The organism is Chryseobacterium sp. C39-AII1, assembly GCF_039672645.1.
Lineage (GTDB): Bacteria > Bacteroidota > Bacteroidia > Flavobacteriales > Weeksellaceae > Chryseobacterium.
In genome coordinates, this window is record NZ_JBDFPQ010000014.1 from 71,989 (window position 1) to 86,549 (window position 14,561).

The window sequence follows — 14,561 nt, forward strand, 5'->3', positions numbered from 1 at the left end:
TTTGAATTCGTGCAAGTTTTGGGAATTTTAGGATTAAATTTTAATTTTTAGCATTCAGATTCCAAGTCTTGAATTTTTCGTTCTTTTGTTTCAAGACAAAAGGACAATATAAATAATAATGTAGCCTAGATTCTCCCAGAATGACAAAAAAACTGTTGATTTTTTTCATATAAATAATTAAAAGTTATCTGTCATTTGCTGAGTGAAACGCCCTTGCGAACAAAAAATATTCTCAATAATTTCAAATAAAAACTTAGCGAACCTCGCGTTAACACAGATTCTTCACTACGCTTTCGCTTCGTTCTGAATGACAAACTGCTAAAATTTAAGGGAAAGAATAATGTAATGCGATGGGTTATTGAGTTTTGAATTAATAATCCGTATCTTTGCAGCCACAAAATTTTCATAATGTCTAAATCATTAATTCCAAAATTAGAAGCTATAAAACAAAGATATAATGAGGTGGCAGACCTTATTATACAGCCTGATGTAATTTCAGACCAAAAAAGATATTCTTCTTTGAACAAAGAATATAGCGATTTGGGGAAAATTGTAAGAGTTTACGATCAATATAAAGGAGCGTTGGATACTATTGAGGAATCTGACGAAATTATTGCCGACGGATCTGATAAGGATTTCGTAGAACTGGCAAAAATCGAGAAAAACGAAGCGTTGGAAAAAATTCCTGGGTTGGAGGAAGAATTAAAAGTATTATTAATTCCTAAAGATCCTGCAGATGATAAAAACGTTATTGTGGAACTTCGTGCAGGAACAGGTGGAGATGAAGCCGCAATTTTCGTGGAAGACGTATACAGAATGTACACCATGTATTTCAAAACGAAAGGCTGGAGACATGAAGTAACCGATTCTAACGAAGCAGCAAAAGGATATAAAGAACTCATCATGAAAGTGGAAGGCGAAGGCGTGTACGGGGTGATGAAATTCGAATCCGGAGTTCACCGTGTGCAGCGTGTTCCTGAAACGGAATCTCAAGGTAGAGTTCACACTTCTGCAATCACAATTGCCGTTCTTCCGGAAGCTGAAGAAGTAGATTTTGAATTGAATCCTGCCGATATCGAAATGCAGACTTCACGTTCAGGTGGGGCTGGTGGTCAGAACGTTAACAAGGTTGAAACAAAAGTTCAGTTAACGCACAAACCTTCAGGCTTGGTAGTTGTTTGTCAGCAGGCACGTTCTCAGTTAGCCAACCGTGAACTAGCAATGGAAATGTTGAGAACAAAATTGTATGATATCGAATTGCAGAAAGTGCAGGGAGATATTGCTGCACAACGTAAATCAATGGTTTCTACGGGAGACCGTTCTGCAAAGATCAAAACCTATAACTATCCGCAAGGAAGAGTTACCGATCATAGAATCAACAAGTCTATGTACAACTTAGATGCGTACATGAATGGCGATATTTCTGAAATGATTGATGCTGTAATCATGGCAGAAAATGCCGAAAAAATGAAAGGAGAAGAAGAAAACTTTTAAAAGAAAATTACACTTATAATGCTCTTGAGATTCAAGAGCTTTTTTTTGCTTAAACACTGAGAATTAATATAAACTATGGGATGGATCAAAAATGTGCTGTTACTTACAGTACTGATCTGTGTTCAGAATCTGAGGGCACAGACGAATGTTTTAAAGCCTGACAAAGTATTTGATTTGTATTTTAATGCTTTTGTAAAGCACAACGATCAGTCATTAGTAGAACTTAATGATTATCTTAAAAATTTTATTGGCGAGGAAGGTCTCTATAAAGTTGATATGAAAACTGCCTATCATGAAGAACTGAAAGGACTGACCAATCTGTTTCTATCCGGATTTTCGGAAAATGTAGCTAAAGAATGCGAGCCGGATGTTAAAAATTACTTCAATGCACTTTTTGATAGATTTAAATCTGCGCGTTACACTATTAAAAATATGGAAACGATGCGAAATGACTATTCTCAAAGTCAGGATATTTCTGAAGTTTATTATGAGGTGATGGTAAAAATTCCTGAAAATAAATCTAATATTGATCTTAAAAATGGAAAGAAAATCAGCGCTAAAGAATTGAAAATCTACTTGAAAGATATAACGAATCAATTATTGAGTGCCAATAAAGAATTTTCTCTTTCGGAAAAATTTAATCTATATCAGATTTATAAAAATGATAAAGTTTATTACTGGAATGGAGGCCCTCAGGAATTGTTGTGGAAGCTGAATAATTTCTATTTTCAAAATTTTAATTCAAACAAAATAAAACCTTAAATAAAATGAGCTGCTGTTTTCAGTAGCTTTTTTTATTTCCGATAGTTTGCGTATTTTTGAGAAAATCGTTCGCAATGAATTTTAGACCTATTTTATTAACGGCTGGCGTTTTGTTTTCAGCAACTTTTTATTCTCAAAAAATGAATTATCCTAAAGCATTAAAAGGAAATCAAACCGATACCTACTTCGGAACTTCGGTTGCCGATCCGTTCAGGGATTTGGAAAATGATTCCCAAGCCACTAAAAAATGGGTGGATGAAGAGGTGAGCTACACTCAGAATTACCTTTCCAAAATCCCTTTCAGAGATAAAATCAAAGATCAGCTGAGAGATATCTGGAATTATGAAAAAATTTCAGCACCTTTCAAAGAAGGCGATTATACATATTATTATAAAAATGACGGATTGCAGGCGCAGTCGGTTTTATACAGAACCAACAATAAAACAAAATCTACGGAGGTTTTCTTAGATCCTAATAAATTTTCGGATAAAGGAACTACTTCTTTGGCGAATTTATCTTTCAATAAAAAAGGAAATTTAGCGGCATATTCCATCTCAGAAGGCGGTAGCGACTGGAATAAAATCATCATTATTGATGCGATTACTAAAAAGCAGATCGATGAAACATTGGTGGATGTAAAATTCAGCGGAATTTCATGGAGAGGTGATGAAGGCTTTTATTATTCAAGCTATGATAAACCTAAAGAAGGAACGGTGCTTTCAGGAATGACGGATAAGCATAAAGTATATTTCCACAAATTAGGTACAAAACAATCAGCAGATCAATTGATTTTTGGTGGTGAAAAGACTCCGAGAAGATATTTAAGCGCGGGGGTTTCTGAAGATCAGAGATATTTAATTATTTCTGCTGCGAATGCCACCAACGGAAACGAATTATATATCAAAGATCTGAAAAATGGTGGTGATTTCGTTCAGATTAATAAAGGTTTCGACATCAATGCGAGCATTGTAGATACAGAAGGTGATAATTTATTTATTTTTACCGATAAAGATGCTCCGAATATGCGTTTGGTAAAGACAAGCATTAAAAATCCATCTCCTGAAAACTGGATAGATGTGATTGCGGAAACGCCAAATGTTTTGGGAATTTCTTCAGGTGGTGGTTATTTCTTTGCGACATATATGATTGATGCTATTGATCAGGTGAAACAGTATGACAAGACTGGAAAATTAGTAAGAGAAATTGCGCTTCCGGGCAAAGGTAATATCGGAGGTTTTGGCGGTAAGGAAACAGAGAAGGAGCTTTATTTCTCGTTCACGAACTATATTACACCGGGAACAACGTATAAATTCAATGCAGATTCTGGAAAATCAGAGGTGTATCAGAAGCCTAAAGTGAAATTTAATCCTGAAGATTATGTTTCTGAGCAGGTTTTCTATACCTCAAAAGATGGAACAAAAGTTCCGATGATGATTAATTATAAGAAAGGGGCTAAGTTGGATGGCAAAAACCCTACGATTCTTTATTCTTATGGGGGTTTCAACATCAGTCTGCAACCTGCTTTCTCTGTGGTAAATGCCATCTGGATGGAAAATGGTGGTATTTACGCCGTTCCAAACATCCGTGGAGGAGGGGAGTACGGTAAAAAATGGCATGATGCAGGAACGAAAATGCAGAAGAAAAATGTATTCAATGACTTTATTGCTGCTGGAGAATATTTACAGGCTAAAGGCTATACTTCAAAAGAATATATGGCGTTGTCGGGAAGATCAAACGGTGGTCTTTTAGTGGGAGCTACGATGACAATGCGTCCTGATCTGGCAAAAGTTGCTTTCCCGGGAGTGGGTGTTTTGGATATGTTGAGGTATAACAAATTTACAGCCGGAGCGGGATGGTCTTACGACTACGGAACAGCGGAGGATAACAAAGAAATGTTTGAATATTTAAAGTCATATTCGCCGGTGCATAATGTGAAATCTACGTGCTATCCATCAACTATGATTATCACAAGTGATCATGATGATAGGGTAGTTCCTGCGCATTCTTTCAAATTTGGTGCAGAATTACAGGAAAAACAAAATTGTAAGAATCCTATCCTTTTAAGAATTGAGAAAAATGCAGGTCACGGAGCCGGAAGATCTACGGAACAGGTGATTGGCGAAAATGCAGATTTGATCTCTTTTGCTTTATATGAAATGGGAATTAAACTTTAGAATACATTGTTATAACATAAAATAAAACCGGATGAGCTTCATCCGGTTTTTATTTCTTAATAGTGGTACTAAGATGGATTTATGAATTTCAAAACTATATTTTGATCATACTTTAAACAAAATGTAATGCGAGTTAATTTTAATTTAAAATCCACGTAATCATAAGGTTATCAATAGTGTTTTATTATTCCAAAAATGCTTAAATTTAGCCATCTAATAAATCTGAAAGTATGAGAAGAGAAGTTCAAAACAAAACTCCTCAATTTAATATAACTGAAAAAATAACGGAAATCTATCCTTTTGAAAAAGACGGATTACAGTTAAAATCTTCCTATAAAAAAGAAGATGTTAAAGATCAATCTTTAACGGAAACGTCTCCCGGAATTGTACCTTATCTCAGAGGGCCGTACTCTACGATGTATGTTCAGAAACCGTGGACGATTCGTCAGTACGCAGGTTTCTCGACAGCAGAAGAATCCAATGCTTTTTACAGAAGAAATTTAGCTGCAGGACAAAAAGGACTTTCGGTGGCATTTGATTTGGCGACGCACAGAGGCTATGATTCCGATCATGCGAGAGTGGTTGGAGATGTTGGAAAAGCAGGTGTGGCAATTGATTCTGTGGAGGATATGAAGATTCTGTTTAATGAAATTCCATTAGATCAGATTTCCGTTTCCATGACAATGAACGGGGCTGTCTTGCCTATTTTGTCTTTCTATATCGTTGCTGCGGAAGAGCAGGGCGTTGCTCAGGATTTGCTTTCAGGAACCATTCAGAATGATATTTTGAAGGAATTCATGGTGAGAAATACTTACATTTATCCACCGGCACCTTCCATGAAAATCATTGCTGATATTTTCGAATATACATCTAAAAATATTCCGAAATTCAATTCAATTTCTATTTCAGGATACCATATGCAGGAAGCAGGTGCAACTCCGGTTTTGGAAATGGCTTATACGCTTGCAGATGGCTTAGAATACGTAAGAACCGGGATAAAAGCGGGAATGAATGTGGATGATTTCGCCCCAAGACTATCTTTTTTCTGGGCAATCGGAATGAATCACTTCATGGAAATCGCAAAAATGCGTGCCGCAAGATATATTTGGGCTGAATTATTAAAGCAATTCAATCCTCAAAATCCAAAATCTCTCGCTTTAAGAACCCACTCGCAAACTTCAGGTTGGTCTTTAACAGAGCAGGAACCTTTCAATAATATTACAAGAACTGCGATTGAAGCATTGTCTTCTGCATTGGGCGGAACTCAATCTCTTCACACGAATGCTTTGGATGAAGCGATTGCACTTCCGACAGATTATTCGGCAAAGATTGCAAGAAATACACAGATTATTCTCCAGCAAGAAAGTGGAATTTGTGATGTTGTAGATCCTATGGGTGGAAGTAATTTGGTTGAATCTCTGACTCAACAAATGATCGAAGAAGCCATGAAATACATCGATGAGGTTGAGCAGGAAGGCGGAATGACAAAAGCCATTGAAGCGGGTATTCCAAAGATGAGAATTGAGGAAGCGGCGGCAAGAAAACAGGCTAAAATTGATAGCGGCGAGGAATTTATTATCGGTGTGAATTCATTTAAATCAGAATTAAAACAGGAAGCGATTGAAATCTTGGATATTGATAATACGGAAGTTCGTAGAAAGCAGATCGAAAGATTGGACTCCATTAAATTAAACAGAAATTCCGAAGCCGTTGAACAGATTTTAAATGAAATCCGAGAATCCGCAAAAACAGGAAAAGGCAATCTTTTAGCATTATGTATCGAAGCGGCTCGCAGAAGAGTGACGCTGGGAGAAATGAGTGATGCCATGGAAGAGAGTTTCGGAAGATATAAAGCAAACATCAGAACAATTTCAGGAGTGTATGCCATGAATGCAGGAAAGAACGAATTTTTCGAAAAAGCATTGAATCTGACTCAAAAATTTGAGGAAGAGGAAGGTCGCCGACCAAGATTAATGGTGGCAAAAATGGGACAGGATGGTCATGACAGAGGAGCAAAAGTCGTGGCGACCGCATTTGCAGACATGGGATTCGACGTCGATGTGGCGCCATTGTTCCAAACTCCGGAAGAGGTGGCTAAACAGGCCGTGGAAAATGACATTCATATTTTGGGAGTTTCTTCATTGGCGGCGGGTCACAAAACATTGGTTCCGCAAGTGGTGGAAGAATTGAAAAAACTCGGTGCAGACGATATTACGATCGTTGTTGGTGGCGTAATTCCTCAACAGGATTATGATTTTTTATACGCTAACGGAGCAGACTTTATTTTCGGTCCGGGAACAAATCTACCGAAATGCGCTGTCGATATTTTGGAGAAATTTTTAAACTAAATTAACGTTTTCGACGAATAAATTGCACAGCGTTTGTACTGTAAACCATAACCAAAACAAAATATTATGGCTTATACAGTAGTTTCAGTATTTCCGCAGACTGTAGATACAGAGGAAATTAAAAAAGATTTAAAAGAAAAAGGATTCAGCGAAGCAAATATTATTGTTTCCAAATCAAAGGTTGAAACAGGGCTTAATCATTATCAGGAAGACGAGCAGACAAAAGGCTTCTTTGATTATGTTTTTGCCCACGATGCCGAAATGTTGGATGCCTACAGAACGCATAGTATCGGGAAAAACAACATCGTGGTCTATGCAGATGATCTTGAACAGGCCAGAATCGCAAAAATTGTTCTTAATGAGAATGGCGCGCTTGAAGTGTACAGAAAACCTTCGGATCACCAGAAAGATATTCCTGACGGAATGACGGAGAAAGAATATGATGGAATCATTGCGAAAGCAAGACACGATATTTATTTCCTTGATCCTGAAAGAACCTATCGCCCGAATAGCAGAGGAATGGAAGATACGATGGATGATTTGGGTTCGAAAGATTAAATTCAATTAACCTATTATAAACAATGAAATTTAAAAATATATTGAAGCCTACAAGAGGAAAATTTTTTCTTCTTGTAGGTTTTTGCTTTCTAACTCTTTTTCTTTGTGGAACTTTCAAAACGAAAACTCGTCTAAATAAAGCAAATGTTTCAGCAGATATTCATTTGGTAAATCAGCATCTACAATCGTTGGTTGAAAGTCCACAATTTCGGAATTATAATAATCTAGAACAACTGAATGCTACTGCCGATTATATTTTTAGAAATTTCAATCAATATGCCGATGAAACTACTTTTCAGGAATATAAAGTAGGCGGTAAAACATATAAAAATGTGATCTGCTCTTTCGGGACAGAACATCAAAAGAGAATTATCATTGGAGCTCATTATGATGTTTGCGGCGATCAAAAAGGGGCAGATGATAATGCGACTGGAGTGACAGCTCTTTTGGAATTAGCTAGAATGTTGAACGGACAAAAACTCAATTATAGAATCGATTTGGTTGCTTATACATTGGAGGAACCACCGTTTTTCAGAACTGAAAATATGGGAAGTTATATTCATGCGAAATATCTCAAAGATAATCATATTGACGTGTACGGAATGGCAAGTGTGGAAATGATCGGTTATTTTAAAGATGAAAAAAATTCGCAGGATTTTCCTGTAGGAGCCCTTTCGTGGATTTATGGAAATAAAGGTGACTTTATCACTTTGGTTAAAAGATTTAGCGGTTCAGGAAAATTTGTAAGAAACTTTATTGATAATTTTAAAGAGTCAAAACAAATCAAAACAGAAACTTTTCCGGCTCCAAAGTTTGTAAAAGGAGTAGATTTTTCAGACCATATGAATTATTGGAAATTTGATTATCCGGCTTTAATGATTACAGATACCTCTTTTTTTAGAAATAAAAATTATCACGAATCGACAGATACGTTGGAAACGCTCGATCTACAAAGAATGACGAAGGTGATTGATGCCATTTTCATCAGTTTGATTAATTTAAAGTAAATTTTAAATATGGATTCTCAGATTGAATATCATCCTTTCAACATTGACCTCGGAGCCATTTCATACTACGAAAAACAGATGCAGCAAAGAACCTCAAAAGTCACCGAAGATACATTGAAAAATACGGCATTCCTTCACTCGGAAAATGCTTTGAACTTGATGCTCAGCATGATGAAAGGCAAAGAATTTTAAAAAATTATTTTGCAGATTAAAAAAATACTATATCTTTGCATCTGAAAATCAAGTTTAACCATTAAAAAACAACGAAGCAATGTTCAAATTTAATCTACATTCAACAGTAGGATTGCCTTTTGCAAAGGCGAGGCTTCGTGGTTTGGTACACTCTTAGAATAACAGTATAATGATATATCAAAACCCGAAGTCGTAAGATTTTCGGGTTTTTTATTGCGCAATATATCAAACTCAAATCAGTTTCCCCGAAATCTTTTTTTATACAATTTTTGGAATCTTTTCGAATAAAGTTTTTTAGGAGCTTTATCCCGCTTTCCACTATATCTTTTTTATTACGGCCTCCGCTTCGCTGCGGCCGCAACAAAAAAGGATGCCGTTGCAATCGGGGCTAGGAAAAGGTTACCGCTAAACGAAACCTCATAGGTTTTTGAAGCCTATGAGGTTTAAATAAAGTCAACTAAAATGCTAGTTGATTCAGATTTAATGTGATATATCGAAGTCTCACTTCTAATATCTAAAATGTAATGGAAAAAGATAACCTTTTGTCTTCCAGATTACGAAGTCTGAGAAGCAGAAAAAGAATCATAAGAAAAGATGTAGAAAAGCAGATCAGGAAAAAGTATAAACTTAGTGATGAACTTTGGAAAATAAGAAGAAATATTCCGTTAGTTCCTTTGATGGAACCTTATCAGAGAGGTTTTGTAAGATTCTTTGTCATAAGAGACGATGTGAAACGTTCCAAAGATGGCGATTTCTTCGAAGGAATTTTAGATAAGATCAATACAAAGATGTACTCAGAAACCCGAAAATTCTTAAAAAAGAAAAGAAAATGCGGACGAAGAATATATATTGAAAGAGAGCAGAAATTGGCTCGATTTTCAACACATCAATGGAACGATCCCAAGTTGGGATTAACAATCCGAGAAAGGCAATATTTCTTAAAAAGAGAAGAGTATTGTCCGTTCAGAAAGAGATATAATATTTACTACGAATTTATCGAACCGTGGAGATTTGTATTGAGAGTAAAACCAAACATGGTCACTCATTACAAACCATTGAATTCCGATTTAGAAAAAGAAATTGATGAACTCGATTCATTTTTAGGTCGGCATAAAATTATGGGAATTATTCATAAAAAGATATATGGTAAACCCAATCCGTGGAAAGATAGATACAAACGTGATCCGCTGAACAGCAGAAAATGCGTTCACTACAAAATGTCTGCAACAGAGATTGCAGAAAATTCAGAGGATGGAAATATCCTCCAATTTTAAAACAAAAACAATGGGAAATTTAAAACTTAAAGGAAAAGATATATTAAAAATAGGCTATCCAAACAATCAGAGTGTGAACATCGCTTTGGAAGTCATGAAAAGAAATTTTGCAACGAAAAATATTCATCATGTGAAATCTCTTTTAAAGGAAATTCTGCAAAATCCAGAACAATTCGAAAAAGATTTAACGTTCGGACAAATCGCAGAAGCTTTGCTTTCATCCAAGAAAACAGAAAAAAGAATGCTTAATACAAACAGAGCGACTTTTAATATTTTCGGAACTCAAATTTCGGATGAAGCAAAAAACCAACTGTACACCGCATTGAAACTTCCAATTTCGATGCAGGGAGCTTTAATGCCCGATGCACACAGCGGTTACGGGCTTCCAATCGGTGGAGTTCTCGCCGTAGAAAATGCGGTGATTCCTTACGGAGTCGGGATGGATATCGGTTGCAGAATGAGCCTCAGTATTTTGGATACACCTATTTCATATCTTGACGGAGCGAGAGATAAATACGAAAAAGCTCTTGCCGAACATACCAAATTCGGAATGTATGAAACACATAAATCTCACGTCGATCACGAAATTTTCGACAGAGATACGTTTGATTTAATTCCGATTTTGAGAAGATTAAAAGGAAAAGCCATTAAGCAAATGGGAAGTTCCGGAGGGGGAAATCACTTCGTGGAATTCGGAGAAGTAGAAATCACGGAAGAAGATGAACAAATCGGACTTCCAAAAGGTAAATATCTCGGCATTCTTTCGCATAGCGGTTCGCGCGGATTGGGTGCGGAAATCGCTCAATATTATTCTAGAGTGGCGACAGAACAATGTCCGTTGCCAAAAGAAGCACAACAATTTGCCTGGCTGGATTTAAGCACTCATCTCGGATTGGAATATTGGACGGCGATGAATTTGGCAGGAGATTATGCTTCAGCCTGTCATGACGATATTCACAAAAGATTGGTGAAAGCGGTCGGAGGAAGAGTAAAAGCCAGAATCGAAAATCATCACAACTTTGCTTGGAAAGAAATTCATAACGGAAAAGAAGTAATCGTTCACCGAAAAGGAGCAACTCCGGCCAATGAAAATGAATTGGGAATGATTCCCAGTTCGATGACGGCAAAAGGTTTCATCGTTCGCGGAAAAGGAAATCCGGATTCTTTGAATTCGGCTTCACACGGCGCAGGAAGAGCTCATTCTAGAGGAGAATGCCGAAGTCTTTTTACCCAAAATGACATCAAAAAAGAATTAAAACTCAAAAATGTCACGTTAATGGGCGGAAATGCAGAAGAGGCGCCAATGGCTTACAAAGACATTAATGAGGTGATGAATGCACAAAGTGAATTGGTTGATATTCTCGGAACTTTCCAACCTCGAATTGTGAGAATGGATAGATAAATTGGTTGATGGGTTTTAGTTGTTGGTTGATGGATTTTAACCAGCAACTATCAACTGTCAACAATCAACAAAAAATTTGACAAAATGGGAGCACCACATAATATAAAAAGATACGGTGAAGTCTGGCCGGAATTTAGAATTAAAAGCGGATTGGAAATTTTAGAGAAATTAAAAGATAAAGTCATCATTTCAGGAGGTTGGGCGTGGCATTTTATGTCTGAAACCGGTCATACAGAATACAAACATGCCCATGATCATAAGGATATTGATGTTTTTGTAAAGAAAGAAAATGTTGCTGAGGTTGTCATGATTCTTCAACAGGAAGATTTTCAGAAAGTCTGGACGAGGTACGATCATCTTCCGAGTGAAGAAAATTTCCGAAGATATGAGAAAACAATTGAACTAGAAAACGGAAAATTCCACAGAATTACCATCGATTTCTTTGAAAGAAATAATTTAGAAACTGTCGAAGCAAACGGATTTACTGTCGTAAAACCTGATATTTTACTGTCGTTTTACAGAAATATCCATTCCAGTGATAAATGTTGGGCAGTAATGGCGGCAAAAGAATTATTGGAAAAAGGAATTGATCCTGTTGGTCATGTGAAATTAAGTGAAATGCCTAAAATAAACTGAAATGAAAAAAAGATATAAACAGGAATATTTTGGCTATCACGAAAGTATTCTCGTAGTCTGTCCGGATTGCGGAGAAGATGCAGTTGTGAAAAATGAACATAGCTATAAAACGGCAACATTAGAGTGTAATCATTGTGATTTGCGAAAAAATGGATTGGATTTAGTGGTTTACAAGGCGTTTGTAAAGTTAAATTGTCCGGTTTGTGCGCATCAGATTCGTTACGAACAGGGAAACTTAAAAGTAAAACCTAAGAATGTTACTGTAAAATGTGATGAATGTGAATCTTCTTTTCAAATTCAACCAAAATCAGAGAAATATCTCAATAGTTCAATAAAAGAAGAAGGCTTGATACATGATCCCGTTTTCGGTTGTCGATATTATTTTCAGGAAGATTTTAAAGGAAAATTATTCTGGGCAAAAAATAGGGAACATCTTTTAGAGATGGAAAACTATGTTTCATCAGACTTGAGAACAAGATTACCGTACAGAATGCGAATGGTAGAAAGATTACCAACATTTATTAAAGAAGCCAAAAACAGAGAGGCGATTTTGAAAATTTTACAAAAATGGAAAAACTCATACAAATAACCTCAGGAAGAGGACCTTTGGAATGCCAATGGGTCGTTGCCAAAGTGCTGAAAACATTCCTTGAGGAAGCAAAAAATAATAATATAGACTATAAAATCATCCATCGTGAAAATGGTGATGAAAATCTAACATTGAAATCTGTGACCATTCTTTTAAAAGCAAAAATTTTAAATGATTTTTTAAAAGCATGGCTTGGAAGCATTTGCTGGACAGGAAAAAGTACCTTCCGAAAACTGCATAAAAGAAGCAACTGGTTTATTGGAGTTTTTGAACTTGAAGGTTTGGACAAGATTCAATTTAATGAAAAAGATATTCAGTTTCAGACAACAAGAAGTCAGGGAAGTGGCGGGCAGAATGTGAATAAAGTGAATACGGCTGTTCGTGCAATTCACATTCCGACGGGGCAAAGTGTTTTCGTGCAGGATTCGCGTTCGCAATTGGAGAATAAAAAATTGTCGATTACAAGATTGAAGGAAAAAGTTTTAGAACAGAATATTATTCAACTTCAAAAAAGAATGCAGGAAACGTGGAACAATCATTTACAGGTGCAAAGAGGAAATCCGGTTCGTACTTTTTCCGGAACAGATTTTAAAAAGAATTATCAGGAAAAATCTTTCAAAAAACAGAGAAATCAACTCAAAAATGATTTAAAAAACTACAACAATGACCTTAACTAAAAATAAATATTACTTCGAAGCTTTGGATAATTATCCTTATAGTCTTCCGGAATGTTTGGAAGCATTGAATTATGCGTTGTCTTACGATCCGGAAGACGCAGACAGCCTTTGTTTGATGGGAAGAATTTACAGCGAAATGCTTTCTGATTACGAAAAAGCAAAGCTGTATTTTGAAGAAGCCATGCTGTATGATGTCAATAATCTTAATACTCCGCAGTATTATATCAAATGTCTTTTGGATAACGAAGATTTTCATGAAGCGGCAAGATTAATCGAATATGCATTAAAAATTAAAGGGATTGACAAGGCTACAATATGGTTTTACCGATCCCTGCTTTCCGAAAAAAGAGGAAGTTTTAAGAATGCCCTGAAATTTCTAGACGAATCTACAAAGTATTGTTTCACAGAATATAGTTTGAATGTGGTAAAGGATCGTAAAAAGTTTGTAAAATCTAAAATGCCAAAGAAAATAAAATCCCAAAAAAAGAAGGAGGTTAAATAAATCTCCTTCTTTTATATTATTTAGAAAAATTATTTCTTATTCGCAGAAATCAGATAATCATAAACCATTTGATGCTGGTCATCGGTTAATTTGGCTTTAGGAGCCATTCTTGCCAGTGTTTTTATCCAACCTTGATCATCATGCTTTGCCGGATCAGGAAGTTTGTGACACTTATTACAAGAGTTCTCAAATACAGTTTTTCCCTGCGCGATTTGTTCAGATGAGGTATACTTTGGGCCGGTGACAGCTACACTTTTAGGTCCGCAAGAAGCCATAAACGCAGACACGATAATCATACCTAAAATCAATTTTTTCATAACAATATTTTTTGAAAAGGTTTATTTCTTTACAGAAACAACATAATCATAAACCCACTGATGTTGCTCATCCGTAAGTTTAGCCTTCGGAGCCATCGAATTCATGATACCCACCCATTGTACCGAAGTGTGAGCCGTTGGATCGGGTAATTTATGACATCTGCCACAAGAGTTTTCGAAAATAGTTTTTCCTTGCGCTATTTGCTCAGCTGTAGACGTTGCAGGTCCTATTGGAGCTGTTGGTGTAGATGATTTTGATGTACAAGATGCTAATAAAACAGCAATGAATGATGCTACAGCGATTATCTTTTTCATTTTTCTTATTTTGATTGATAACAAATGTAGCAAATTCCCTTTCTCATTGATAAATTGAGACTTAATTTAGAAGAAGTATAAATATGAATGGGCGAAGGCAAATTTTCTCAAACGCCCTTTTTTTTAGAAGCTATTTCCCGCTTTTCGCACTCGCTATTTTCTGAGTTTCGGCGGCGGCGGGCAAAGCCTAGTCTTGGTCGGAAGATTTTTTCTTTCGACTTTTTCTTTTCTGCATGGATTTATTTTTATATTTATAGGTGATATTCCATCATTATGTCAGTTTTTAAAGACCATAAAATTTCCCTCAAAAATAT

The 14,561-nt window shown here is 36.1% G+C and carries 15 protein-coding genes; 13 read left to right on the forward strand and 2 right to left on the reverse strand.

Annotated elements, in window-relative coordinates; all coding sequences use genetic code 11:
• Positions 1-408: 408 nt before the first annotated feature.
• The 13 genes from prfA to ABEG63_RS17795 all read left to right on the forward strand — a co-directional run bounded on the left by prfA (position 409) and on the right by ABEG63_RS17795 (position 13,615).
• Positions 409-1,494, forward strand: coding sequence for a peptide chain release factor 1 (prfA, locus tag ABEG63_RS17735; protein ID WP_346586581.1), 1,086 nt, complete (start codon positions 409-411; stop codon positions 1,492-1,494).
• A 75-nt stretch (positions 1,495-1,569) separates the two neighbouring features.
• Positions 1,570-2,256, forward strand: coding sequence for a hypothetical protein (locus tag ABEG63_RS17740; protein ID WP_346586582.1), 687 nt, complete (start codon positions 1,570-1,572; stop codon positions 2,254-2,256).
• A 140-nt stretch (positions 2,257-2,396) separates the two neighbouring features.
• The gene (locus tag ABEG63_RS17745; RefSeq protein WP_346586600.1) at positions 2,397-4,430 is read left to right on the forward strand and encodes a prolyl oligopeptidase family serine peptidase; all 2,034 of its coding nucleotides are present in this window, start codon (positions 2,397-2,399) and stop codon (positions 4,428-4,430) included.
• Positions 4,431-4,660: 230 nt separating this feature from the next.
• The gene (scpA, locus tag ABEG63_RS17750; protein WP_346586583.1) at positions 4,661-6,778 is read left to right on the forward strand and encodes a methylmalonyl-CoA mutase; all 2,118 of its coding nucleotides are present in this window, start codon (positions 4,661-4,663) and stop codon (positions 6,776-6,778) included.
• A gap of 66 nt (positions 6,779-6,844) precedes the next feature.
• The gene (locus ABEG63_RS17755; RefSeq protein ID WP_346586584.1) at positions 6,845-7,336 is read left to right on the forward strand and encodes a hypothetical protein; all 492 of its coding nucleotides are present in this window, start codon (positions 6,845-6,847) and stop codon (positions 7,334-7,336) included.
• A 23-nt stretch (positions 7,337-7,359) separates the two neighbouring features.
• Positions 7,360-8,343, forward strand: coding sequence for a M28 family peptidase (locus tag ABEG63_RS17760; protein ID WP_346586585.1), 984 nt, complete (start codon positions 7,360-7,362; stop codon positions 8,341-8,343).
• Positions 8,344-8,352: 9 nt separating this feature from the next.
• The gene (locus ABEG63_RS17765; protein ID WP_346586586.1) at positions 8,353-8,535 is read left to right on the forward strand and encodes a hypothetical protein; all 183 of its coding nucleotides are present in this window, start codon (positions 8,353-8,355) and stop codon (positions 8,533-8,535) included.
• Positions 8,536-9,059: 524 nt separating this feature from the next.
• Positions 9,060-9,809, forward strand: coding sequence for a hypothetical protein (locus tag ABEG63_RS17770; protein WP_346586587.1), 750 nt, complete (start codon positions 9,060-9,062; stop codon positions 9,807-9,809).
• A 10-nt stretch (positions 9,810-9,819) separates the two neighbouring features.
• Entirely contained in the window at positions 9,820-11,211 is a 1,392-nt protein-coding gene (locus ABEG63_RS17775) for an RtcB family protein (protein WP_346586588.1), read from the forward strand.
• Between the two features lie 84 nt (positions 11,212-11,295).
• Positions 11,296-11,847 (forward strand): hypothetical protein, encoded by a 552-nt coding sequence (locus tag ABEG63_RS17780; RefSeq protein ID WP_346586589.1) that lies wholly within the window; start codon positions 11,296-11,298, stop codon positions 11,845-11,847.
• Between the two features lies 1 nt (position 11,848).
• Positions 11,849-12,436: a hypothetical protein gene (locus ABEG63_RS17785; protein WP_346586590.1), complete on the forward strand. Its 588-nt coding sequence runs from the start codon at positions 11,849-11,851 to the stop codon at positions 12,434-12,436.
• A complete protein-coding gene (gene prfH, locus ABEG63_RS17790; protein ID WP_346586592.1) occupies positions 12,415-13,113 on the forward strand; it encodes a peptide chain release factor H in 699 nt (232 codons plus the stop codon). Before ABEG63_RS17785 ends, prfH begins: the two co-directional genes overlap by 22 nt.
• Positions 13,100-13,615 (forward strand): hypothetical protein, encoded by a 516-nt coding sequence (locus tag ABEG63_RS17795; protein WP_346586594.1) that lies wholly within the window; start codon positions 13,100-13,102, stop codon positions 13,613-13,615. The genes prfH and ABEG63_RS17795 overlap by 14 nt, the downstream gene beginning before the upstream one ends.
• A gap of 29 nt (positions 13,616-13,644) precedes the next feature.
• Here ABEG63_RS17795 and ABEG63_RS17800 read toward each other — a convergent pair whose 3' ends face one another.
• Together ABEG63_RS17800 and ABEG63_RS17805 are read right to left on the reverse strand one after the other, a co-directional pair.
• Entirely contained in the window at positions 13,645-13,911 is a 267-nt protein-coding gene (locus ABEG63_RS17800) for a cytochrome C (RefSeq protein ID WP_346586596.1), read from the reverse strand.
• 42 nt (positions 13,912-13,953) lie between these two features.
• Positions 13,954-14,247, reverse strand: coding sequence for a cytochrome C (locus ABEG63_RS17805; protein WP_267404695.1), 294 nt, complete (start codon positions 14,245-14,247; stop codon positions 13,954-13,956).
• Positions 14,248-14,561 lie beyond the last annotated feature (314 nt).

Bases quoted from the DNA above. Each gene is read 5' to 3' on its own strand.
- prfA (WP_346586581.1), top strand. From the start codon at position 409: ATGTCTAAATCATTAATTCCAAAATTAGAAGCTATAAAACAAAGATAT.
- ABEG63_RS17740 (WP_346586582.1), top strand. From the start codon at position 1,570: ATGGGATGGATCAAAAATGTGCTGTTACTTACAGTACTGATCTGTGTT.
- ABEG63_RS17745 (WP_346586600.1), top strand. From the start codon at position 2,397: ATGAATTATCCTAAAGCATTAAAAGGAAATCAAACCGATACCTACTTC.
- scpA (WP_346586583.1), top strand. From the start codon at position 4,661: ATGAGAAGAGAAGTTCAAAACAAAACTCCTCAATTTAATATAACTGAA.
- ABEG63_RS17755 (WP_346586584.1), top strand. From the start codon at position 6,845: ATGGCTTATACAGTAGTTTCAGTATTTCCGCAGACTGTAGATACAGAG.
- ABEG63_RS17760 (WP_346586585.1), top strand. From the start codon at position 7,360: ATGAAATTTAAAAATATATTGAAGCCTACAAGAGGAAAATTTTTTCTT.
- ABEG63_RS17765 (WP_346586586.1), top strand. From the start codon at position 8,353: ATGGATTCTCAGATTGAATATCATCCTTTCAACATTGACCTCGGAGCC.
- ABEG63_RS17770 (WP_346586587.1), top strand. From the start codon at position 9,060: ATGGAAAAAGATAACCTTTTGTCTTCCAGATTACGAAGTCTGAGAAGC.
- ABEG63_RS17775 (WP_346586588.1), top strand. From the start codon at position 9,820: ATGGGAAATTTAAAACTTAAAGGAAAAGATATATTAAAAATAGGCTAT.
- ABEG63_RS17780 (WP_346586589.1), top strand. From the start codon at position 11,296: ATGGGAGCACCACATAATATAAAAAGATACGGTGAAGTCTGGCCGGAA.
- ABEG63_RS17785 (WP_346586590.1), top strand. From the start codon at position 11,849: ATGAAAAAAAGATATAAACAGGAATATTTTGGCTATCACGAAAGTATT.
- prfH (WP_346586592.1), top strand. From the start codon at position 12,415: ATGGAAAAACTCATACAAATAACCTCAGGAAGAGGACCTTTGGAATGC.
- ABEG63_RS17795 (WP_346586594.1), top strand. From the start codon at position 13,100: ATGACCTTAACTAAAAATAAATATTACTTCGAAGCTTTGGATAATTAT.
- ABEG63_RS17800 (WP_346586596.1), bottom strand. From the start codon at position 13,911: ATGATTATCGTGTCTGCGTTTATGGCTTCTTGCGGACCTAAAAGTGTA.
- ABEG63_RS17805 (WP_267404695.1), bottom strand. From the start codon at position 14,247: ATGAAAAAGATAATCGCTGTAGCATCATTCATTGCTGTTTTATTAGCA.